The sequence below is a fragment of the Microbacterium laevaniformans genome, from assembly GCF_016907555.1.
In the GTDB taxonomy this organism is placed as follows: Bacteria; Actinomycetota; Actinomycetes; order Actinomycetales; family Microbacteriaceae; genus Microbacterium; species Microbacterium laevaniformans.
Genome location: NZ_JAFBCE010000001.1, coordinates 2,070,366 through 2,093,411, shown reverse-complemented (window position 1 = coordinate 2,093,411; position 23,046 = coordinate 2,070,366). Strand labels below are relative to the sequence as shown.

General features: G+C 71.0%; 17 protein-coding genes and 1 other RNA gene. 14 read left to right on the top strand and 4 right to left on the bottom strand.

The features are described from left to right. Positions 1 to 4: 4 nt before the first annotated feature. Genes JOE53_RS09960 through JOE53_RS09950 form a run of 3 tightly spaced genes read right to left on the bottom strand, consistent with a single transcriptional unit; the run spans position 5 to position 4,536 of the window. Positions 5 to 2,251 (bottom strand): transglutaminase family protein, encoded by a 2,247-nt coding sequence (locus JOE53_RS09960; protein ID WP_204947589.1) that lies wholly within the window; start codon positions 2,249 to 2,251, stop codon positions 5 to 7. Beyond that, the gene (locus JOE53_RS09955; protein ID WP_204947587.1) at positions 2,238 to 3,542 is read right to left on the bottom strand and encodes a DUF58 domain-containing protein; all 1,305 of its coding nucleotides are present in this window, start codon (positions 3,540 to 3,542) and stop codon (positions 2,238 to 2,240) included. Before JOE53_RS09955 ends, JOE53_RS09960 begins: the two co-directional genes overlap by 14 nt. 13 nt (positions 3,543 to 3,555) lie before the next feature. Beyond that, positions 3,556 to 4,536, bottom strand: a complete 981-nt coding sequence (locus tag JOE53_RS09950) for an AAA family ATPase (protein ID WP_204947586.1) — start codon at positions 4,534 to 4,536, stop codon at positions 3,556 to 3,558. An 82-nt stretch (positions 4,537 to 4,618) separates the two neighbouring features. Between JOE53_RS09950 and ffs the strand changes: the two genes are divergently transcribed. From ffs to JOE53_RS09925, 5 genes are all read left to right on the top strand, one after another. Beyond that, an RNA gene (gene ffs, locus JOE53_RS09945) (signal recognition particle sRNA small type) lies at positions 4,619 to 4,715 on the top strand. A 93-nt stretch (positions 4,716 to 4,808) separates the two neighbouring features. Further along, a complete protein-coding gene (pta, locus tag JOE53_RS09940; RefSeq protein ID WP_061682718.1) occupies positions 4,809 to 6,959 on the top strand; it encodes a phosphate acetyltransferase in 2,151 nt (716 codons plus the stop codon). After that, a complete protein-coding gene (locus JOE53_RS09935) occupies positions 6,956 to 8,146 on the top strand; it encodes an acetate/propionate family kinase (protein ID WP_061682720.1) in 1,191 nt (396 codons plus the stop codon). Before pta ends, JOE53_RS09935 begins: the two co-directional genes overlap by 4 nt. Before the next feature lie 35 nt (positions 8,147 to 8,181). After that, positions 8,182 to 8,922 carry an HAD family hydrolase gene (locus JOE53_RS09930; protein WP_204947585.1) on the top strand — a complete coding sequence of 247 codons (741 nt, stop codon included), beginning with the start codon at positions 8,182 to 8,184 and terminating at the stop codon, positions 8,920 to 8,922. A 29-nt stretch (positions 8,923 to 8,951) separates the two neighbouring features. After that, a complete protein-coding gene (locus JOE53_RS09925) occupies positions 8,952 to 11,495 on the top strand; it encodes a glycoside hydrolase family 65 protein (RefSeq protein WP_204947583.1) in 2,544 nt (847 codons plus the stop codon). A 6-nt stretch (positions 11,496 to 11,501) separates the two neighbouring features. Here the strand turns inward: JOE53_RS09925 and JOE53_RS09920 are convergent, their stop codons facing one another. Next, positions 11,502 to 12,650, bottom strand: coding sequence for an NAD(P)-binding domain-containing protein (locus JOE53_RS09920; RefSeq protein ID WP_204947581.1), 1,149 nt, complete (start codon positions 12,648 to 12,650; stop codon positions 11,502 to 11,504). A gap of 71 nt (positions 12,651 to 12,721) precedes the next feature. On the opposite strand from JOE53_RS09920, the gene JOE53_RS09915 reads away from it, so the two are divergent. From JOE53_RS09915 to JOE53_RS09875, 9 genes are all read left to right on the top strand, one after another. Continuing rightward, entirely contained in the window at positions 12,722 to 14,914 is a 2,193-nt protein-coding gene (locus JOE53_RS09915; RefSeq protein WP_204947579.1) for a DNA polymerase III subunit gamma and tau, read from the top strand. A gap of 3 nt (positions 14,915 to 14,917) precedes the next feature. After that, complete coding sequence (gene recR / locus JOE53_RS09910; protein WP_204947577.1) at positions 14,918 to 15,511, top strand: recombination mediator RecR; 594 nt, start codon at positions 14,918 to 14,920, stop codon at positions 15,509 to 15,511. Then, a complete protein-coding gene (locus tag JOE53_RS09905; RefSeq protein WP_204947575.1) occupies positions 15,511 to 16,425 on the top strand; it encodes a DMT family transporter in 915 nt (304 codons plus the stop codon). The genes recR and JOE53_RS09905 overlap by 1 nt, the downstream gene beginning before the upstream one ends. Before the next feature lie 150 nt (positions 16,426 to 16,575). Next, entirely contained in the window at positions 16,576 to 17,076 is a 501-nt protein-coding gene (locus JOE53_RS09900) for a hypothetical protein (RefSeq protein WP_204947574.1), read from the top strand. After that, on the top strand, positions 17,073 to 18,410 hold the full coding sequence (locus JOE53_RS09895) for a protein kinase domain-containing protein (RefSeq protein WP_204947573.1): 1,338 nt from the start codon (positions 17,073 to 17,075) through the stop codon (positions 18,408 to 18,410). The genes JOE53_RS09900 and JOE53_RS09895 overlap by 4 nt, the downstream gene beginning before the upstream one ends. Positions 18,411 to 18,635: 225 nt before the next feature. Further along, complete coding sequence (locus tag JOE53_RS09890) at positions 18,636 to 19,418, top strand: phosphate ABC transporter ATP-binding protein (protein ID WP_233449989.1); 783 nt, start codon at positions 18,636 to 18,638, stop codon at positions 19,416 to 19,418. Positions 19,419 to 19,435: 17 nt separating this feature from the next. After that, complete coding sequence (locus JOE53_RS09885; protein ID WP_204947571.1) at positions 19,436 to 20,239, top strand: lytic murein transglycosylase; 804 nt, start codon at positions 19,436 to 19,438, stop codon at positions 20,237 to 20,239. Between the two features lie 201 nt (positions 20,240 to 20,440). Continuing rightward, complete coding sequence (locus tag JOE53_RS09880; RefSeq protein WP_204947569.1) at positions 20,441 to 21,742, top strand: aspartate kinase; 1,302 nt, start codon at positions 20,441 to 20,443, stop codon at positions 21,740 to 21,742. Between the two features lie 197 nt (positions 21,743 to 21,939). Next, complete coding sequence (locus JOE53_RS09875) at positions 21,940 to 23,013, top strand: aspartate-semialdehyde dehydrogenase (protein WP_204947567.1); 1,074 nt, start codon at positions 21,940 to 21,942, stop codon at positions 23,011 to 23,013. Positions 23,014 to 23,046 lie beyond the last annotated feature (33 nt).

Genomic DNA, 23,046 nt, shown 5'->3' with positions numbered 1-23,046 from the left:
CGGTTCAGGCCGGCGCGTCGCGATCGGCCAGGCCGGAGCCCGGCCGCACGACGAGCGACCACGGCAGCGCCAGCGTGCGCGCCCGCCGCGCCGCCGGCATCGCCGCGAGCATGGCGGATCGGATGCCGAGGGCGGCGCTCATCGCTGCGGCATCCGGGCCCGCGCCGGCCGCGTCCGCCGCGTAGTTCGCCCGCTCGACGGCGGCCACGAGCTGAGACATCGGCGTCGCGGGGGCGCCCCCGGCGCTGACGAGGAAGGCGCCGAAGGCGCGTGGCGAGCGCGACGACGGCACCGGCAAACCCGCGTCGATCGCGGTGTCCTGCACGAGGCGCCACGCGGCGGCCACCGTTCCGCGCCGGCGCAGCATGAGCCGCCGCACCGCCCCCGCCACCCCCGGCAGTGCGGCGACCACGACGACGGCGCCGAGGATGCTCAGCAGCGGACGCAGATCGATCAGCGTCGGGCCCGAGCCTGCGGCATCCGTCTGCGCCCCCTGCTGCGGGTCGTTCACGTCGGCCGTCGGGGCGGGCGTGGCCGCGGAGGTCGCCTCCGGACGGGGCGACGTCGTCGGCGCCGCGGTCGCGGTCGAGGCGGCGCTGTCGAAGCGCGTCTCGGTGCCGAGGCCCTTGGTCGGCTCGAACGGGACCCAGCCGATGCCGCGGAAGGAGACCTCTGGCCACGCGTGCAGCTGGCGACCCGTCACATCGATGACGCGCTGACCGTCGATGACCTGACCGGTGAACGAGCCGGGGAGGAACCCGACGACGATCCGCGTCGGCATGCCGAGGCTGCGAGCCATGAGAGCGAAGGCGCCCGCGAAGTGCACGCAATATCCTGTCTTGGCCTGGAGGAAGGCGGCCACGGCGTCGACGCCCTGCCCGTCGAAGCCCTCCTGCACGGGCGCGTCGAGCGAGTACGTGAACTCCGGACCGCGGAACCAGTCCTGCAGCGCGATGAGCTTGTCGTAGTCGGTGTCGGCCTGCGCGGTGACCTGACGGGCCAGCTGCGCGATGATCGGCGGGCTGCCGGCGGGGAGGGAGTCCACGTCGATGCTCACACCCGCGCCTCCCGCCGACGACGCGCGGATCTGCTCGAGCGTCGGCTGGGCGATGTCGGAGACGACGGTGTACTCCTGGCCCTGCGTCGCCCCGGCCGCGCCGGCGACGGTGCGGTTGTACGGGGCGAACTGCCACGCACCGGCCAATCCGTCGACCTCGGTGGCCGGGTACGGGACGGGCGCGTAGGCGGACGCGAGGTTCTTGATCGCGACGGTCGTGCGGGTCTGTACGACGGCGATGTCCGCCGAGAGCTCGACGGGCTCTAGCGGCGCTGCGCTCAGATCGACCGTGCTCGTGCGATCGGGCTGCCACACCGTGCCATCGAACAGCGACAGCGTCGCCACGCGCAGGTAGGGCACGCTGGTGCCGTCGGTGCGCAGGGTGAGCACCGTCGCGCCGTCCTGGCGACGCAGGTTTTTGCCGAGATCCAGCGACGGATCGATCATCGTGGAGGTGCCGAACCCCGCCGCGGGAACCGACGCTTGCAGCGTGGGTCCGACCGCGAGCGCCGCGATGATCGCGACGGCGCCGATCGAGGTGGCGACGGCCGCGACGCCGCCGGCGCGCGCGGTGACGGCGCGTGGGGACGCGGCGGCGCTCGGTGTCTCGCGGGTGCGGGTCTCGGCGCGGATGAGCAGCAGCACGGATGCCGCGAGCACCACGAACGCCACGATGTCGACCCCGGCCGGCACGGCGATGGCGGGGATGAGCCAGACGGCGACCAGGGCGATGCTGGCCAGAAGCGGCATCCGCGCCGTGATGACGACGTGATCGAGGGCGACGGTCAGAAGCCCGAGCGATGCGACGATGAGGAACACGAGCGGCTGCGTCGGCGTCAGGGGAGCGACACCGTCCGTGATGAGAGCGGATGCCGTGGTGATCATCCGGGGCAGCGCCTCCACGATGCCGCCGGTCGGGATCACACCCAGAAGGGCGTTCGCCGGGAAGAAGACGGCGGTGACCGCGCCGGTCCACGCGGCGAGCTCGATGATCGTGACGACGATGACCGGCAGTCGCAGCCGGCGCAGTCCGTAGCCGAGCGCCAGCAGCGCGAACGGCAGGGCGATCGCGCCCCACAGCCACGAGCCGCTCTGCACGACGCGGGTGAGCGGCACGAGAGTGCTCAGGATGCCGAGCCACAGCGCCAGTGCGAGGCGCAGCTCTCCGCGGCGGCGTCGCTCACGAGGCGGCACGGTGCACGCTCCGGGTCTCGCGCGACGCCAGGGCGTCGCTCCAGGCGGCCGCGACGTCGCCGCCCGCGGTCAGCGCGCCGACGCGCCACCCGGTGTCGGCGGCGGCTGTCACCACCTCCTGTGCCTCCACCTCCTGTGCCTCCGACACGAGGAGGAGGATCGGCATGGTGCTGTGGTGCGGCACGGGCGCGAGCGCGACGACATCCGCATCCGCCAGGCCACCGGTGACGACGATAACGGGACCGGCCGCGATCCCGCTGAACAACCGGGCGAGCGCGTCGAGGGGGAGATCGCGCCGCGCGGTGATGGTGGCGAGGGCGACGGCGAGATGTTCGACGCCTGCCGTGTCGGCGCCCTCGATCGGGTCGCACAGTACGGCGCCGTCGGCGTCGATGACGGTGACGAGGTAGCCTTCGCGGACCAGTCGCGCCGTCGCCGAGACGCAGGCGGAGACCGCCGTCTCGAAGGCGGGGTCCGCGCCGGCGGCGCGTCCGGCGGCCGGCGACCAGCGCGCCGCGCCGCGATCGAGCACGACCACGGCCTCGGGGGTGGTCTCCTGCTCCTCCTGGCGCACCATCAGCTCGTCGCGGTGGGCGCTGGCGCGCCAGTGGATGCGTCGCATCGAGTCGCCGGGCGCATACGTGCGCGGGATGAGGTTGTCGGCGCCCTGGCCCATCCGGTCGGCCACGCTGCGGGTGCTCCCGCCAGCGTCACCGGGGAGATCATGCAGTTCGTCGAGGTCGACGATCTCCGGCACGATCACCAGCGGCGAGGTGTCGCCGACCGTGCGCCGGCGTCGCGTGAAGCCGAATGGATCGGTCGTCACGAGTGCCAGCGGCCCCACGCGGCGAAGGCCACGGCGCTCGGCCCGCACGGCATAGTCCACCTCGACCCGCGACGGGTCCGCCATCGCCGAGCCGGTCGCGGGGAGCATGCCCTCCGGCGCCGAGTCGACAACGGATGCCGGGATCACGCCGTCGGGCACGGCGTCTCGCCACCGCGCCTGGCTGGAGGGCAGCGAGGCGCGGATCTCGACGGTGAGCCGTACCCGCACCTCGCTGCCGGTGGCGGCGACGTCGGGGGAGAAGGCGCGGGTCACCCGCGCCGAGCTCGGGAGCAGGTACAGGGTGGCGGCGCTGACGACCACGGCTGCCGCCAGCAGCGCGCCGACGTAGGCGAGCTCGGCGATGCCGAAGCGCTGGGCGAGCACGCCGCACACCCCCGCGAGCACCAGCGCGCCCACGCCGCGCAGCGTCAGCGGCAGACGGGACAGCAGGGGCCAGCGGGGCATCGCGTGCTCTCGATCAGCGGGTCGCGAGCGGAACGCTCACGGCGCCGACGATCGCGCGCAGCACGGTGCCGATCGTCTCGGAGCCGGAGCGACCCCGAGACGATGCGGTGCCGCGCGAGGCGATCAGTCGATGGGCGAAGACGGGCTCGACGAGCGCCGCCACGTCGTCCGGGATGACGAACTCTCGGCCGTCGAGCGCCGCGCGCACCTTCGCGGCGCGCACGAGCTGCAGGGTGGCTCGGGGGCTCGCCCCGAGGCGCAGGTCGGGGTGCTCCCGTGTCGCCCGCGACAGGCCCACGGCGTATTCCTCGACGGCGGGGGAGACGTGCACTCCGCGCACCCAGGCGATGAGCGCCCGCACGTCGGCGGCGCCGAGCACGGGCCTGAGCGCGTCGAGAGGGTTGACGCGCTCGCGCTGACGCAGCATGAGGACTTCGTTCTCGGCATCCGGATAGCCCATCGAGATCCGCATCATGAAGCGGTCGCGCTGCGCCTCAGGCAGGGCGTAGGTGCCCTCCATCTCGAGCGGGTTCTGGGTCGCGACGACCAGGAACGGGTCGGCCAGGGCGTGGCTGGTGCCGTCGACGGTGACCTGATGCTCCTCCATCGCCTCCAGAAGCGCCGACTGCGTCTTGGGAGAGGCCCGGTTGATCTCGTCGGCGATGACGATCTGCGCGAAGACGGCACCCGGCTTGAACTCGAACTCGCGATCGACCGGGTTGTAGACGCTCACTCCCGTCACGTCGCCCGGGAGGAGGTCGGGCGTGAACTGGATGCGGCGTACGCTCGCGTCGACGGATGCCGCCAGCGCCCGCGCCAGCATCGTCTTGCCGACGCCGGGCACATCCTCGATGAGGAGGTGTCCTTCGGCGAGGAGGCAGACGAGCGCGGCGCGCACGGCATCCGGCTTGCCGTCGATGACGCGCGTGATGGAGGACTCGACGGCCTCGGCCGCGCGAGCGAACGATTCGGCGGTGAGCGGGTGGTCGGGCATGCGTCTCCCTGTCTCAGCGGCGGTGCTCGCTCGATGCTAACCCGGCTGGCGAGGCATGGGCCGGTCGTCGGGTAAACTCGCATACAGCTCTCCGCGAGGCGGCACCCAGGCCAACTCCCCCAGGACGGAAACGTAGCAAGGGTAACCAGGCTCTGCCGGGTTCGCGGAGAGTCTTTCTTTTGCCCGGCATCCGTCCGGCTTCCGTCCCGCCCCAAGGTTTTCTCCGGCAGATCCCTGCCGGGCCGCAGCGCCCCCCACCTAGGCTGGAACCCGTGGCGCAGAGCATCTACATCACCTCCACCGAGGGGCTGTCCGGCAAATCGACCATCGTCCTCGGAGTGCTCGACGCACTGACCCGTTCCACTCCCCGAGTGGGCGTGTTCCGGGCCATCGCCCGTTCGATCGACGAACGCGACTACGTGCTCGAGATGCTCCTCGATCACATCGGCGTCGACCTCGACTACGAGGAGGCCGTGGGCGTCACCTACGACGACGTGCGACGAGACCCGGATGCCGCGCTCTCGCGCATCGTCGAGCGGTTCAAGGCCGTCGAGGCGAAGTGCGACGCGGTCGTCGTGGTCGGCAGCGACTTCACGGACGTCGGCTCGACCAGCGAGCTCGGCTACAATGCCCGCATCGCGGCGAACCTCGGCGCTCCCGTGCTGGTCGTGCTCAACGGTCGGGCAGACCAGGGCGACCGCCTCGGGGTGAGCGTTCCGCGCACGCCGCAGCAGCTGGCGCAGCTCACCGAACTCGCCCTCACCGACATCACGCACCAGCGCGCCGAGCTGTTCGCGGTCATCACCAACCGCGCCGACCCCGCGCACCTCGACGAGATCAACGCGGCGATCGGCGACGTCGTGCGCGGCGTGCCCGCCGTCGACGGCAATCGTGAGGCCGAGGTCGCGGTGTGGTCCATCCCCGAAGACGTGTTCCTCGTCGCGCCGGCCGTCCGCGACATCATGCTCGCCCTCGGCGGCACGCTCCTGCGCGGTGACGAGGCGCTGCTCGTGCGCGAAGTGCTGGACGTGGTCGTCGCGGGCATGTCGCTCAACAACATCCTCCCGCGCCTCACCGAGGGTGCCATCGTCATCGTGCCGGCCGATCGCACCGAGGTGCTGCTCGGACTGCTGCTGGCGAACTCGTCGGGCACCTTCCCCTCGATCGCGGGCATCATCCTCAACGGTCCGTTCCCGCTGCCGCCGGCCGTGCAGGACCTCATGGTGGGGCTCGACTCGCCGCTGCCGATCATCCAGACCGACCTGGACACCTACGACACGGCCGTCCGGGTCATGAGCACGCGTGGCCGCCTCGCGGCCGGCTCGCAGCGCCGCTACGACACGGCGCTGGCCCTGTTCGAGCAGCACGTCGACACCGACGAGTTCACGCGTGCTCTGGGATTGGCCCATTCCACCGTCGTGACGCCGCTGATGTTCGAGTACCAGCTCCTGGAGCGCGCCCGTACCGGCCGTAAGCGCATCGTGCTGCCGGAAGGCGGCGACGACCGCGTGCTGAGGGCGGCGGCCACCGTGCTCGCCCGTGGCATCGCCGACCTGACGATCCTCGGCGACGAGGCGGAGGTGCGTGGTCGCGCGGTGGAGCTCGGCCTCGACCTGAGCGCCGCGCAGGTGCTGAGCCCGTTCGACCCGCAGATCGTGCACCGCTTCGCCGAGGAGTACGCCGAGCTGCGCAAGCACAAGGGCATCACGTACGAGAAGGCGGCCGACACCATCACCGACGTGTCGTACTTCGGCACGATGATGGTGCACCTGGGGCTGGCCGACGGCATGGTGTCGGGTGCCGCCCACACGACGGCGCACACCATCCGACCCGCGTTCGAGATCATCAAGACGCGCCCGGGCGTCTCAGTCGTCTCCAGTGTGTTCCTCATGGCGCTCGCCGACCGCGTGCTCGTCTACGGTGACTGCGCCGTGATCCCCGACCCGACCGCCGCGCAGCTGTCGGACATCGCCATCTCGTCGGCCGCCACGGCACGTCAGTTCGGCATCGAGCCGCGCATCGCGATGCTGTCGTACTCCACCGGCGAGTCCGGGTCGGGGGAGGACGTCGACAAGGTCCGCGAAGCCACGGCGTTCGTCCGCGAGCGCGCCCCCGAGCTGCTGGTCGAAGGCCCGATCCAGTACGACGCCGCGGCCGACGCTGCCGTCGCCAAGGCGAAGATGCCCGACTCCGCCGTCGCGGGACGGGCGACCGTGTTCGTCTTCCCCGACCTCAACACCGGCAACAACACCTACAAGGCGGTGCAGCGCTCCGCCGGCGCGGTCGCCATGGGGCCGGTGCTCCAGGGACTCAACAAGCCCATCAACGACCTGTCGCGCGGTGCGCTGGTCGAAGACATCGTCAACACGATCGCCATCACGGCGATCCAGGCGCAGAACCAGCAGCAGGGAAACAACGCATGACCGTCGTCCTCGTCATCAACAGCGGCTCCTCGTCGTTCAAGTATCAGCTCGTCGACGTCGAGTCCCAGACGGCGCTCGCGTCGGGTCTCGTCGAGCGCATCGGACAGGAGACCGGCTCGGCCCGCCACAAGGTGGGGGATGCCGATCACTCGCGCGAACTGCCGATCCCCGACCACACCGCCGGCTTCCGCGTGATGCTCGACGCGTTCGAGGAGTACGGTCCGTCGCTGGTCGAGACCCCGCCGTCGGCGGTGGGGCACCGCGTCGTCCAGGGCGGCGCCCGCTTCTTCCGCCCGACGCTGATCGACGATCTGGTCGAGATCAACATCGACGAGCTGTCGGTGCTCGCGCCGCTGCACAACCCCGGCGCGCTGCAGGGCATCCGCGCAGCCCGTGCGGCCTTCCCCGCGCTGCCGCACATCGCGGTGTTCGACACGGCGTTCCACCAGACCCTCCCGCCGGCGGCGTACACCTATGCGATCGACCAGACGATCGCGCGCAAGCACCGCATCCGCCGCTACGGCTTCCACGGCACCAGTCACAAGTTCGTCAGCGAGGCCGCCGCGGCGTATGTGGAGCGGCCTCTGCGAGAGCTCAAGCAGCTCGTGCTGCACCTGGGCAACGGCGCCTCGATCACGGCGATCGACGGTGGGCACTCCGTCGACACCTCCATGGGACTCACGCCGCTGGAGGGCCTCGTCATGGGGACCCGCTCCGGCGACCTCGATCCGTCGGTGCTGCTCGTGCTGGCGCGCCGCGAGGAGATGAGCCCGGGCGAACTGGACGAGTTCCTCAACAAGCGCAGCGGCATGGTGGGCCTCGCCGGCGTGTCCGACATGCGCGACATCGAGGACCGCCGTGCCGAGGGCGCGGGGGCGGCGATGCTCGCCTTCGACGTCTACATCCACCGGCTGCGAGCCTACATCGGCGCCTACATCGCCCAGCTCGGCGGCGTGGATGTCATCTCGTTCACCGCCGGGGTGGGGGAGAACTCGCCGCTCGTGCGTGCGGAGGCGATGGCGACCCTGGGCTTCCTCGGCATCCGTCTCGATCCGGAGCGCAACGAGGCGCGCGAGCGCGGCATCCGCACCATCTCCGCCGACGACTCCTCGGTCACCGTCCTCGTGGTCCCCACGAACGAAGAGCTGGAGATCGCCCGGCAGACGCTCGCCGTCGTCGCATCGTGACGCGCGGGTCACACCCGGGCCACTACGCTGAACCCGTGACAGCCGAGCTTCCCGAGCTTCCCGACCTGCGCGCACTCGACGGCGTGCTCTTCGACCTGGACGGCGTGCTGACGCCGACGGCCGACGTGCACATGCACGCGTGGCAGTCGATGTTCACCGAGCTGTTCAGCTCGTGGGGGATCGAGCCGCCGTACACGGAGGACGACTACTTCCGCTACCTCGACGGAAAGCAGCGCTACGACGGCGTCGCGAGCCTCCTGCGCTCCCGTGACGTCGAGGTGCCGTGGGGCGACCCCTCCGATCCGACCACCGCCGACACGGTCTGCGGCATCGGCAACCGCAAGAACGAGGTGTTCGCCCGCGTGCTGCGCACCGACGGCATCGCCCCGTATCCGGGCTCTCTCGAGCTGATCGAGCAGCTCCACGCCGCCGGCACCCCGATCGGTGTGGTGTCGAGCTCGAAGAACGCCGAAGAGGTGCTGACGATCGCAGGGATCCGCGACTTCTTCCCGGTCGTCGTCGACGGGGTGGTCTCGGCGCGCGAGGGGCTGCGCTCCAAGCCCGCCCCCGACATGTTCGCGGCCGGCGCCCGCATGCTCGGCGTCGATCCCGCCCGCAGCGCGGCGGTCGAAGACGCCCACTCCGGCGTCGCGTCGGCGGCGGCCGCCGGCTTCGGCCTCGTCGTGGGCGTCGACCGCGGCGCCGGGGCGCAGGCCCTGCTCGATCTCGGCGCGACGCTCGTCGTCGACGATCTCTCGGCTTTCGTCACCCGATGACCGGCCCTTCCGACGAAAGGATGGACAGGATGGATCGCGACCGTTTTCCGATCGACCCGTGGCGCCTCGTGGAGACGCGCTTCTCCCTCGAGGACGTGGGGGTCACCGAGACGCTGTTCGCGCTCGGCAATGGCTATCTGGGCCTGCGCGGCAATCAGCCCGAGGGACGGCACGCGCACGAGCACGGCACGTTCATCAACGGCTTCCACGAGATCTTCCCGATCCGTCACGCGGAGCAGGCGTACGGTTTCGCCGAGGTCGGGCAGACGATCATCAACGCTCCGGACGCCAAGGTCATGCGCGTCTACGTCGACGATGAGCCCCTGTCGTTCGACGTCGCCGACGTCCGCGAGTACGAGCGCGCGTTGGACATGCGCGCGGGCACGCTCACGCGTCACGTCCGGTGGATGACGCCGAGCGGCAAGGACGTCGTGATCGACTTCGAGCGGATGGTCTCCTTCGAGGAGCGTCATCTCGCGGTCATGCGCGTCACCGTGACGGTGCTCAACAGCGACGCCCCGGTGACGGTGAGCTGCCAGATCGTCAACCGTCAGGACGGGCAAGACGTCTACGGCGGCTCGGCGCCCGGGGGCGCTGCGAAGAAGGGCTTCGACCCGCGCAAGGCGGAGAAGATCGAAGATCGCGTCCTGCACCCCGAGGAGTACTGGCAGGACGGCGACCGCGTCGCGCTGTCGTACCGGGTGAACGCGTCGGGGATGACGATGGCGGTCGTCGCCGACCACGTCGTCGACACCGAGAACGCGTACTCGTCCCGCACGCTCATCGAACCCGACATCGCGAAGAACGTGTATCGCGTGCAGGCGAAGGCGGGCGTGCCGGTGACGGTCACGAAGCTCGTCAGCTACCACACGTCGCGCGGCGTCCCCGCGCGCGAGCTCGTCGATCGGGGTCGCCGCGCGCTCGATCGCGTGGGTGCCGAGGGCGTCTCTCGGCAGTTCGAGCGCCAGCGGGCCTGGATGGACGCGTTCTGGGACCGTTCCGACGTCGCCATCGGCGGTCACGACGACCTGCAGCAGGCGACACGCTGGTGTCTGTTCCAGCTCGCGCAGGCAGCGGCCCGCGCCGACGGTCAGGGCGTTCCCGCGAAGGGCGTGTCGGGCTCGGGGTACAGCGGTCACTACTTCTGGGACACCGAGATCTACGTGCTCCCGTTCCTCATGTACACGACCCCGCTCTGGGCTCGCAACGCGCTGCGGATGCGCTACCTCATGCTGCCGGCCGCGCGTCGTCGGGCCGCTCAGCTCAACGAGGCGGGGGCCCTCTTCCCGTGGCGCACGATCAGCGGTGAAGAGGCGTCGGCCTACTACGCCGCCGGTACCGCGCAGTACCACATCAACGCCGACGTCAGCTTCGCGCTCGCCAAGTACGTGCGTGCCACGGGCGACGACGAGTTCCTGTACCGCGAGGGCGTGGACATCGCCGTCGAGACGGCGCGGCTCTGGGCCACGCTCGGGTTCTGGCGTTTCACCGAGGACGGCCAGCCCGAGGTGTTCCACATCCACGGCGTCACCGGTCCCGACGAGTACACGACGGTCGTCAACGACAACCTGTTCACGAACGTGATGGCGCGCTTCAACCTGCGTTTCGCGGCGCGTATCGTGCGTGAGATGGCGCAGGATGCGCCGGAGCACTACGCGCAGATGGTGGAGCGGCTCTCGTTCGACCCGGCGGAGGCCGACGCGTGGGATGCCGCCGCGGAAGCGATGCACATCCCGTACAGCGAGGGCCTCGGCATCCATCCTCAGGACGAGGTGTTCCTCGAGCGTGAGGTGTGGGATCTGGAGAACACGCCGCCGGAGCAGCGCCCGCTCCTGCTGCACTTCCACCCGCTGGTGATCTACCGCTATCAAGTGCTCAAGCAGGCCGATGTCGTGTTGGCGCTGTACCTGCAGGGCAATCACTTCACCGACGAGGAGAAGCTGGCCGACTTCGAGTACTACGACCCGCTGACGACGGGAGATTCGACGCTGTCGGCGGTCGTCCAGGCGATCCTTGCGGCAGAGGTCGGGTACCAGGATCTGGCTCTCGAGTACTTCTCGCAGTCGATCTTCGTCGACCTCGGCGACCTGCACCACAACGCGTCCGACGGGGTGCACGTGGCCTCCGCCGGCGGTGTCTGGACCGCGCTGGTCGCAGGCTTCGGCGGCATGCGGGATCACTACGGCGAGCTGAGCTTCGATCCGCGCCTGCCCAAGGCCTGGCCGTCACTGTCGTTCACCCTGCACTGGCAGGGCACGCCGCTGAAGATCGAGATCACCGCGGAGCAGCTGCGCGTGGATGCCGGTGCCGGCGAGCCGGTCTCCTTCTCGGTGCGCGGCGAGACGTTCGTCGTCGGAGCGGAGTCGACGCTGACGGTGCCGCTGCGCGGTCAGGGGCCCGAGCTGTCGGGTCGTCCCAGGATCAGCGACATCGGCGACGCCCTGCGCGAGGACGGCACGTTGCTATCGGCTTCCGTGCCGACGATGACGACCTCGATTCCGGTGATCACCGGCAGCATCCCGATCGTCGGGGCGATGCCGGGTGACGACGCGAACCTCGGCATCGACTCCTGAGTCCCGTCACGCCGTCGCGGAGGCGACGGTGCGCGACACCGATGGGCCCGCACCAGGGCTGCGGTGCGCATCCGTCTCGGCCGCGATGGCGCGCACCGCGTCGCGCCCGGCGCGGTTGGCCCCGACGGTCGACTGGGAGGGGCCGTAGCCGATGAGAAACAGTCGCGGGTCGTCGATCGCGCGGCCGTTCGCCACGCGGATGCCGCCAGCGCCGGTCCGCAGCCCGAGCGGGGCGAGGTGGGCGATGTCGGCCCGGAAGCCCGTGGCCCACAGGATGACGTCGGCCGGCTCGAACGTGCCGTCCGGCATCCGTACGCCGTGCTCCTCGATGCGCGCGAACATCGGATGCCGCACGAGGACGCCGCGCTCGTCGGCGGCGCGGGCCCACGGCGTCCAGTGCTGTCCGGTCACCGAGATGACGCTCCCGGGCGGCTCGCCGCGCCGCACGCGCTCCTCCACGCCGGCGATCGCCGCCACACGGGCCGCGGTGTCGAACTCCGCGGCATCCCACCGCACCTCGCGCCGCGTCACCCAGAACGTGTCGGCGACGCGCGAGATCTCCTCCAGCAGCTGCACGGCGGAGATGCCCGCGCCGACGATGACGACCCGGCGACCGGCGAACTCCTCGGCCGACACGTAGTCGTGGACGTGCAGCTGGCGTCCGGCGAAATCGTGCTGTCCGGGATAGTGCGGCCAGAAGGGGCGTCGCCAGGTCCCCGTCGCGTTGATGACGTACCGCGCGAACCATACGCCTCGGTCGGTCTCGATGCGCAGGAGACCGTTCGGGTCGTCGACACGGCGAACCGCGCGCACGATCACCGGACGGTGCACGCGCAGATCGAAGCGACGCTCGTAGTCCGCGAAGTACGCGGGCAGCACGTCCGCGCTCGGCGCCGTCGGATCGGCGGGCGGCACGGGTGCGCCCGGAAGCTCGTAGATGCCGTTGACCGTTCCCATGCGCAGTGACCGCCAGCGATGCTGCCACGCCCCGCCGGGGGCGGCGTCGGCGTCGAGCACCGCGAAGGTGCGGGCGTCGCCGTCGCCGGGCGCGGGGACGAAGCCGCGGCGACGCAGATGGTAAGCGGCCGACAGGCCCGCCTGGCCGGCACCGATGACGATGACGTCCGCCGTCGCGGTGGGGACGTCGATGCTCATGTCCTCTTCAACGCCCCGCACCCGGCGATGTTCCCGACCTGGATGTCGGGAGCACACCGTAGTCTGTTCTGGTGACCACCGCCCTGTACCGCCGCTACCGACCGGAAACGTTCGGCGAGATGATCGGGCAGGCGCAGGTCACCGAACCGCTCATGACGGCGCTGCGCAGCGACCGCGTCGGCCACGCCTACCTCTTCAGCGGTCCGCGCGGCTGCGGCAAGACGACGTCGGCCCGCATCCTCGCGCGCTGCTTGAACTGCGCGGCCGGCCCGACCGACACGCCCTGTGGTGTCTGCGACAGCTGTGTCGAGCTCAGCCGCGGCGGCGGAGGTTCACTCGATGTGGTCGAGATCGACGCGGCATCACACAACGGTGTCGACGACGCCCGCGATCTGCGCGAGCGCGCGATCTTCGCACCCGCGCGCGACCGCTTCAAGATCTTCATCCTCGACGAGGCGCACATGGTGACCGCGCAGGGCTTCAACGCCCTGCTCAAGCTCGTCGAGGAGCCGCCGGAGCACGTCAAGTTCATCTTCGCCACCACCGAGCCCGAGAAGGTCATCGGCACGATCCGCTCGCGCACCCACCACTATCCCTTCCGCCTGGTCGCACCCGCGGCGATGCTCGAGTACGTCGAACAGCTCTGCGTCCAGGAAGGGGTGCAGACCGAAGCCGGCGTGCTTCCGCTGGTGGTGCGGGCCGGCGGCGGCTCGCCACGCGACACCCTGTCGCTGCTCGATCAGCTCATCGCCGGCTCCGACCCCGTGGACGGCGAGAACGGGGCGACGGTGCGGTACGAGCGCGCCGTCGCGCTGCTGGGGTACACCCACGGCGCGCTGCTCGACGAGGTCGTCACCGCATTCGCTGCGCACGACGCGGCCGCCGCCTTCGCTGCCATCGATCGGGTCGTGCAGACCGGGCAGGATCCGCGCCGGTTCGTCGACGATCTTCTCGAACGGCTGCGCGACCTCATCATCGTGGCTGCCACGGGAGAGGGTGCCGGGGCGGTGCTGCGCGGCATCCCCGCCGACGAGCTCGAGCGGATGGGCCGTCAGGCCTCTGCCTTCGGCACCGATCGTCTCTCGCGCATCGCCGATCTCGTCGTCGGTGCCCTCGATGACATGAGCGGGGCGACGTCTCCGCGCCTGCAGCTCGAGCTGCTCGTGGCACGGGTGCTGGCCCACACCGCCGATGCCGCCGCCGTGCCTGCCGCGACGCCCGCTGCGCCTCCCGCGACGCCCGCCGCGCCTCCCGCGGTGTCGGGCGCCCCCGAGGCGCCGGTGGTTCCGGTCGTTGAGCGAGCGAGCGAGTCGAAACGCCCCGACCCCGCGCCGGTTGTCGCCGATCCCGATCCCGAGCCCACGCCCGCATCGCCCGCGCCCGCCCCGGTCGCGCCGTCCGGCCCGGTCACCCTCGCGCAGGTGCGCGATGCGTGGCCGGAGATCCTCCAGCGCCTCGAGCCCGTGAGCCGATCGTCGTGGATGATCGCCGTCGACGCCACCCCGGTCGCGTTCGCCGACGACGTGCTGACGCTGAGCTTCCGCACCCAGGCGGATGTCGCCGCGTTCAAGAAGCTCGCGGCGGGCAAGGGCCCCAGCGAAGACCTGCGCGGTGCGATCCGCGAGGTTCTCGGCATCCGCGTGAAGTACGTGGCGCGGTTCGACGCCGATGCGACCGCCGAGCCGCCCGCCTCGGGTTCTCCGACTCCACCGGCCGACGGGCCTCGCGCCGACGGCGGCTCCTCTGGAGCGACCCGCTCCGACGGCGGTGAGCGGCCTCGATCGACGCCGACCATCGCATCGTCCGCTGCCGCGCCGGTGACGGAGTGGGCAGTGGCACGGATTCCGAGTGACCCCGCGCCACAGGCTTCGGCGCCGAGCGAGCCCGCGGGGGGTGCGACGGCGGCGTCCGCTCTCGCCACCGCTGCTCCTGCCGCGGTCGGGCTGGCAGTCGACGAAGAGCCCGAGGACGCCACCGCCGAGCCGGTGCGTACATTGACGATCCCGCGGGACGGCACCGTGCTGCCCGCGACGACGGAGTACACGCACACCGACGACGACGCCCCCGACGAGGACGAGTTCCCGCCGCCGTTGGACGACGCTCCGCTGCCGCCGCGCGCGCCCGTCGCCGTCGAACGCCCTGCGCCGCCCCGCGCACCCCGTTCCGGCGGCATCGAACGCGTCGGTGAGGCGGTCGTCCGCCAAGTGCTGGGGGCGACGTTCGTGCGCGAGGAGCCGTACACACCGCCGACGAGGTTCAGCTAAGCCATGTACGACGGCATCGTCCAAGACCTCATCGACGAGTTCGGCCGCCTTCCCGGCATCGGGCCGAAGTCGGCGCAGCGGATCGCGTTCCATATCCTTCAGACTCCGACGTTCGACGTCGCGCGTCTGTCGCACCTGCTCGGTGAGCTTCGCGAACGCGTGCGCTTCTGCGAGATCTGCGGCAACGTGAGTGAGCAGGAACGCTGTGCGATCTGCCGCGATCCCCGTCGTGATCAGACCTTCATCTGCGTGGTCGAGGATGCGAAGGACGTTTCGGCCATCGAGCGCACGCGCGAGTTCCGTGGGCTCTACCACGTGCTCGGCGGCGCCATCAGCCCGATCGCCGGCATCGGACCCGACGACCTGCGCATCACACAGTTGATGCAGCGCCTCGCCGACGGCACGGTGCAGGAGGTCATCCTCGCGACGAACCCGAACCTCGAAGGAGAGGCCACCGCGACCTACCTCAGCCGGCTCCTGCACACCCTCGAGATCCACGTGACCCGGTTGGCGTCCGGTCTTCCGGTGGGCGGCGACCTCGAGTACGCCGACGAGGTCACCCTCGGCCGCGCCTTCGAGGGGCGCCGGGCCGTCTGATGGCGCCGGCCGTCTCCGGTCGTGCCTGGGCGCTGTACGCGCTGATGGCGGTGCTGTGGGGCATCCCGTACCTGTTCATCAAAGAGGCGGTCGACTCGCTGACACCGGCCGCCGTCGTCGCGGGCCGCACCCTGCTCGGCGCGGCGGTGCTGCTGCCCATCGCCCTGCGACGCCGAGCCCTTCGGCCGGCGCTGGCGCTCTGGCCGTGGGTGCTGGCCTTCGGGGCCATCGAAATGGCCGGGCCTTTCCTCTTGTTGGGGCACGCGGAGCAGACGCTGCCGTCCGGGCTCACCGGTCTGCTGGTGGCGACGGTCCCGCTGTTCGCCACCGGGATCGCCCTCGTGCGCGGCGACCGGTCCGCCCTGAGTCCGGCCCGCGCCGTCGGACTCGTCGTCGGCTTCGCCGGCCTGGTGGTCATCGTCGCCGGCCCCGGACTCGCCGTCGCCGAGCCGGCGCAGGCGCTGGGGGCCATCGCCCAGGTCCTGCTCGTCGCCCTGCTCTACGCGATCGCGCCGTTCATCATCGCCACCAAGCTCGCTCAGGTCCCCTCGCTCGGCACCATCACCCTGTCCCTGGTCGCGGTCGGCCTCGCCTACCTGCCGTTCGCGCTGCTGACCCAGCACGAGCTTCCCACCGTCCGCAGCGGACTGTCGCTCGTCGCCCTCGGCATCCTGTGCACCGCGCTGGCCTTCCTGGGCTTCTTCGCGCTCATCGGCGAGGTCGGTCCCGTGCGTGCGCCGCTGTTCACGTACGTCAACCCGGTCGTCGCGATCCTGCTGGGCGTGCTCCTGCTCGGCGAGCCGTTGTCGCCGGGGCTGCTGCTCGGCTTTCCGCTCGTGCTCATCGGCTGCTGGTTCGCCGCGACGGGAGGTCGGCTGCGTCTGCGACGTCAGGCGCCGCCGTACGCGCCCTAGGGTCGCGCACGTCTCCGGCTCGACGCGCTACCCCTCGTCCGCTGGATCGACGCCCGGCGTTCACCGGTGCGTCCGGTCGCTGTCGCCTCGGACCGCCACTCTTCCCTCGCGGCCGTGTGCACGACCTCCGGTGTCGCGAAAGGGAGAATCATGTCCGCGCGTCTTCTCTACGCGCATTTTCCCGCGGCTTCGCACAGGAGCGCCCTCGAATGGATGCGCGTCGTCGCCGAGATCGCATCCGGGCATCCGGGCGTCGGGCCCTTCGCGAGTGGTCAGGAGCCGTTGCCGGCCCTCGAACCCGCCGTCGCATGGCGTTTGGTGAGCGAGAACCGGCGCGAGATCGCACGGGGATGCCGTGTGTTCACCGATGAGGGGGCGGCCCGCATCGATCTGGCGCAGCTGTTGCGCGCGGCATCGACGTTCGAGATCCACACCAGTCCGGCGCCCCGGTTGCGCAGCACCGGGTGGTTCGTCAGCGCGCGCGGATCGCTCGTGATAATGGGCGCTCGTCGCTATGAGAAGCGCTCGGCCGCCGAGAGCGCTGCGGCTCTCGCGGTGCGCCTCATGCAGGAGCTGGCCGCCACCGCGTCGCGCGCCACCGAACTCGGGCTCGGCCGGCCGGCACCGGTGGACCCGCTGATCCTGCAATGAGCGACGGCCTCATCGCCGAACGGTTCCGTCTCCGGAAGCTCCGGGGAAGCGGCGGCACGGCCGCCGTCTTCGAAGCCGATGACACACGGCACGGGCGCCGCGTGGCTGTGAAGCTGCTGCACCCGCATCTGGCCGTTGGACCGGTCGCCTGGGAGGCGTTCTTCGAAGAAGTGCGGGCTGCGCAGGCGATCGCGCATCCGAACATCGCCGAGGTCTACGACGCGGGGCTCGCGCCGGGTGATCCACCCGTTGCATGGATCGCGATGGAGCTCGTCGAGGGCGTCACTCTCGCCGACCCCGTACGAGAGCGCGGGCCATTGACCATCGTGGATGCCGTGGCCGTCTTCGCCGCCGTCCTCGACGCGACCGGCGCCGCGCACGCCGGTGGCGTCGTCCACCGCGACATCACGCCGTCGAACATCATGCTCACCTCCAGCGCGAGCGCCGACGCGGACGGCACGGTGAGCGGCATCCGGCTCCTCGACTTCGGTCTGGCCGATGTGCCGGGGCGCACGACGCGCGGCGCGGACCCGCTGCTGAGTGGTGCGGCATCCGAAGCGTCGAACGCGGGCGTCGTTGCCAGCGTTCCCTATGCCCAGCAGCAGCTCTTCGACACCTACCGGGCACAGCTCGCTGCGGGCACGGCGCCGGTCAGCGAGGGGGACTTCAACGACGTGCTCCTCACCGACGGCGCGCCCGTCGCCATCATCGACATCCCCCGGCTCGGGGTGCACGAGGTGATCGCCGAGGGAACATCATCGGGTGTCCTCGCCGGCGGCCCCGGCCACCGCCGCGACACGGTGCTGCCAGGCCAGGTCGGCGTCAGCGTCGTGATGGGCCGCGCCGCCGCGTTCGGCGGCCCGTTCGGGCGTCTGCAGTCCTTGCAGCCGGGGGAGCGGTTCGAGGTGCGCACCGGGCAAGGGTTGAACACCTTCGAAGTGCTGGGAGTCCGCTACGCGGGCGACCCGACGCCGCCCGCGCCCGCCCGTGGAGAGAGTCGTCTCATCCTGCTCACCGCGCGCGGGGCGCCATACGTGCCGACCGGGATCGCCTACGTCGACGCTCGACTCGTCGATAAAGGCCAACCTGCGGGCGCGCGTCAGACCACCCCGATCACGCTGCCGCCGTCGCATGCGGCGCTTGCAACGGACACGACGACCGTCTGGGCGCTCGTCTTCGCGCTGCAGTTCCTCGTCGCCGCCGAGATCGCCGCCGTCTGGGCGTTTCGCCGGGTCGGCGCGCAGAAGACCTGGATCGTCTTCGTGCCGATCCTGCTGCTGGCCAGCGTCTTCGTCTGCGATCAACTCGTCCGCCTGCTTCCCAACCTCCTCTGACTCGGAGCCCCCATGTCTGACGACATCGAACCGTCCCGCGCAGCCCACCGCGCCGAGCGCGCGAACCGCCCGCGCTTCCTCGGACGCACGAGCGGACGCGCTCCCGTGCCCGCCGCGCCGGTGATGGCCGGTGGCGAGTCCACCCTCCCTCCCGCGCCGAGCGGACCCGCCGCTCTCGGCGGTGCCCCGGTGACGCATGCGGATGCCGTCGCCGCGACGGCCGTCCTGCTGCCGCCGTCGCAGCTCAACGCGCGCTCCATCTCCGCCTGGTTCGGCGATCACCAGGTCCTGCACGACGTGTCGCTGCAGATGCCCGCGGGCCAGGTGACGGCCCTCATCGGCCCGTCCGGCTGTGGGAAGTCGACGTTCCTGCGCATCCTCAACCGCATGCATGAACTGGTGCCCTCGGCATCCCTCGCCGGCGAGGTGCTGCTGGACCACGACGACATCTACGACGCCGGCCACCGTCTCGTGGATGCCCGCAAGAAGATCGGCATGGTCTTCCAGAAGCCCAACCCCTTCCCGGCCATGTCGATCTACGACAACGTCGTCGCGGGCCTGAAGCTCGCCGGCATCCGTGCCAGTCGCAGTGAGAAGGACATGCTCGTCGAGACGTGCCTCACCAAGGCCGGGCTCTGGCGCGAGTTGAAGGACCGCCTGCGCGCGCCCGGCGGTGGGCTTTCCGGCGGACAGCAGCAGCGCCTGTGCATCGCGCGTTCCCTCGCGGTGCGGCCGCGGGTGCTCCTGATGGACGAGCCGTGTTCGGCGCTGGACCCGACCTCCACGCGCGTCATCGAAGAGACGATGACCGAGCTCGCGCGCGAGGTCACGATCGTCATCGTCACCCACAACATGCAGCAGGCGCAGCGGGTGTCCCAGCAGTGCGCGTTCTTCCTCGCCTCGCAGGGCCAGCCCGGCCACATCGTCGAGCACGGCGACACCGACGCGATGTTCTCGTCGCCGATCGACCCGCGCACCTTCGACTACGTCAACGGCCGTTTCGGCTGACAAGGCCAGGGACACGGATGGGTGGGCGGTGGTCGTGGCGCGAGGGCGCACTCGCGCTCGGCGCTGTCGCGCTGCTCGCCGTGTTCCTCGGGGGCATCCTCACGCACGTCGAGGCGGCGCCGTCCGTCCTGCCGGCGTCACCCGCGGAGCGCCCTGTCGACGCGTTCGTGGAGGTGCCCGTGAGACAGGATGCCGTGGCCGCCGCGCCCGTCGCCGGTGATGCGGTGGCCGCGTCGTCGGCCCCGCTCGCGCCCGTGGCGTCGGTCGACCCGGTCTGGCTCGCCCGCGTCTCTGCGGCCACCGGCATCCCCCCGCGCGCGCTGCGGGCGTACGCAAGTGCGCAGCTGCGCATCGTGACCGAACAGCCCTCCTGCGCGATCGGCTGGAACACCCTCGCGGCGATCGGAGGGATCGAGTCCGACCACGGCCGTCACGGCGGTGCGGTGCTCGGCGAGGACGGCAACCCCGTTCCCGCCATCCGGGGGCCCGCGCTCGACGGCGACGGTGTGGCCGCGATCGCCGACACGGACGGCGGCCGCTGGGACGGCGACACCCTCTGGGATCGTGCGGTCGGGCCGATGCAGTTCATTCCCGACACATGGTCACGCTGGGGTGCCGACGGCAACGGCGACGGTGTCGCCGACCCCAACCAGATCGATGATGCCGCGCTCGCGACGGCGCGCTATCTCTGCGGGGTGTCGGCGATGACGGACGCCGCCGCGTGGCGGGCAGCGGTCTTCGCGTACAACCACCTCGAGGCCTACGTGGAGGACGTCGCCGTCGTCGCCAACCGTTATGCCGCGTCGGCGGCCGCGGGCTGAGCGCGCACGAACTCCGCAGAATGTCATGAACTCCGCACCCGGGATGCCGATCGGATGCGGAGTACGTCGCATTCTGCGGACCTGGCGAGGCGCCCGTCCGGGAGCCCGTCACATGGCGGCGGCGGTATGCGTCGATCCCTAGGATGGGGAGGTGGGCGCGGCATCCGAGTGCCCGTCGACATGTCTTCAGGAGTTCCACACGTGGCGCTGATCGTCCAGAAGTACGGCGGCTCGTCCGTCGCCGACGCCGAGAGCATCAAGCGGGTCGCCAAGCGCATCGTCGATGCGCGCCGCGCCGGGCACGACGTGGTCGTCGCCGTGAGCGCGATGGGCGACACGACCGACGAGCTGATCGACCTCGCCGCGCAGGTCGCCCCGATCCCGGCGCCTCGCGAACTGGACATCCTGCTGAGCTCGGGCGAGCGCATCTCGATGGCGCTGCTGGCGATGGCCATCCACTCGATGGGGTTCGAAGCCCGATCGTTCACCGGCAGCCAAGCCGGAATGATCACCACCGCCGACCACGGCTCGGCGCGCATCGTCGACGTCACCCCCGTGCGCCTGCGCGAGGCGCTTGACGAGGGTGCGATCGTCATCGTCGCCGGCTTCCAGGGCTTCAATCGGGACACCCGCGACATCACGACTCTCGGTCGTGGCGGCTCCGACACCACTGCCGTTGCGCTCGCCGCCGCGCTCGACGCCGACGTCTGCGAGATCTACAGCGACGTCGACGGCATCTTCACCGCCGACCCGCGCGTCGTGCCGAAGGCCCGCAAGCTCGACGTCGTCTCCGCCGAGGAGATGCTCGAGCTGGCCGCCAACGGCGCCAAGGTGCTCTACATCCGCGCCGTCGAGTACGCGCGCCGCCACGGCGTGATGATCAACGCCCGCTCGACGTTCAGCTCCGGCCGCGGCACGTTCGTGCTGGGCCCCGGCATGAGTGTTCCCGAAAGCCTCGCTCCCGACAGCACAGAGGAGTCCCCCATGGAAGAGCCCATCGTCGCCGGCGTCGCCACCGATCTCAGCCAGGCCAAGATCACCGTCGTCGGCGTGCCCGACGTTCCCGGCAAGGCGGCGGAGATCTTCACCGTCATCGCCAAGTCGGGGGCCAACGTCGACATGATCGTCCAGAACGTGTCGGCGGCAGCGACCGCGCGCACCGACATCTCCTTCACGTTGCCCAAGTCGGATGCCGCGACCGCCCTGCGGGCGCTCGCCGCCGAGCAGGCGAGCATCGGTTTCGAGAGCCTCGTGCACGACGACCAGATCGGCAAGCTCTCCGTCGTCGGCGCCGGTATGCGCACCCACTCCGGTGTGTCCGCGACGCTGTTCGAGGCGCTGTCGACCGCGGGCGTGAACATCGAGATGATCTCGACCTCGGAGATCCGCATCTCTGTCGTGCTCCGCGGTGACGAGCTCGCGCAGGCCGCTCGCGTCGTGCACACCGCCTTCGGTCTCGACAGCGACACCGAGGCCACCGTCTACGCCGGCACCGGCCGCTGACCCCTTCCGGGGCTCTCGGCCCGCGGCTCGCTGCCGCCGGCTGCCGGCCCCTATTGCCGTCGCCGTCGCAGCCGCCGTACGCCGGCAATCCGCCCCGGTGAGGCCGATATGGCAGAGATCGGCCTGACGTCGGCGGTTCGCCTGTTTCCGGCCGGCGATAGAATCACTCAACCCCTCTCACGCTGCAAGGATCCCTCATGACCCGCATCTCTGACTCAGGACTCTCTGTCGCCGTCGTCGGCGCCACCGGACAGGTCGGCACGGTCATGCGCGAGATTCTCGCGGAGCGTGCGTTCCCGATCCGCGAGCTGCGCCTGTTTGCGACGGCCCGTTCGGCGGGCACGGCGGTCGAGTTCGGCGGACAGACGGTCATCATCGAGGACGTCGCCACCGCCGACCCGGCGGGCATCGACATCGCGCTGTTCAGCGCCGGCGCCACCGGCTCCCGCGCGCACGCCCCGCGCTTCGCCGAGGCCGGTGCCGTCGTCATCGACAACTCCAGCGCGTGGCGCATGGACCCCGAGGTTCCGCTCGTGGTGAGCGAGGTCAACCCGCACGCGACGGTGAACCCGCCGAAGGGCATCATCGCCAACCCGAACTGCACGACGATGGCGGCCATGCCCGTGCTCAAGCCGCTGGATGCCGCGGCCGGCCTCGAGCGCCTGATCGTCAGTACCTACCAGGCCGTCTCGGGCTCGGGTCTGGCGGGGGCGCAGGAACTCCTCGGCCAGGTCGAGGGCGTGCTGGCCCAGGGACACACGCTCGACCTCGTGCACGACGGGTCGGCCGTCGACTTCCCGCAGCCCGAGAAGTACATCGCGCCCATCGCGTTCGACGTGATCCCGTTCGCGGGAAACCTCGTCGACGACGGCGACAACGAGACCGACGAGGAGAAGAAGCTCCGCAACGAGAGCCGCAAGATCCTCGAGCTGCCCGACCTTCGCGTCGCCGGCACGTGCGTGCGCGTTCCCGTCTTCACCGGCCATTCGCTGTCGATCCACGCGGAGTTCCGCGACGACATCACGCCCGAGCAGGCGCGCGAGATCCTGGCATCCGCTCCCGGCGTCGTGCTCGAGGAGGTGCCGACGCCGCTGCAGGCCGCCGGCAACGACCCCAGCTACGTCGGCCGCATCCGCGCCGACCAGTCCGCCCCCGAGGGCAAGGGTCTCGTGCTGTTCATCAGCAACGACAACCTGCGCAAGGGCGCCGCGCTCAACGCCGTGCAGATCGCCGAGATCGTCGCGGCGCGTCTGGCCGCCCCCGCCGCCTGACGGCGGTCCGAGCACCGCCCACCGCGAGACCGC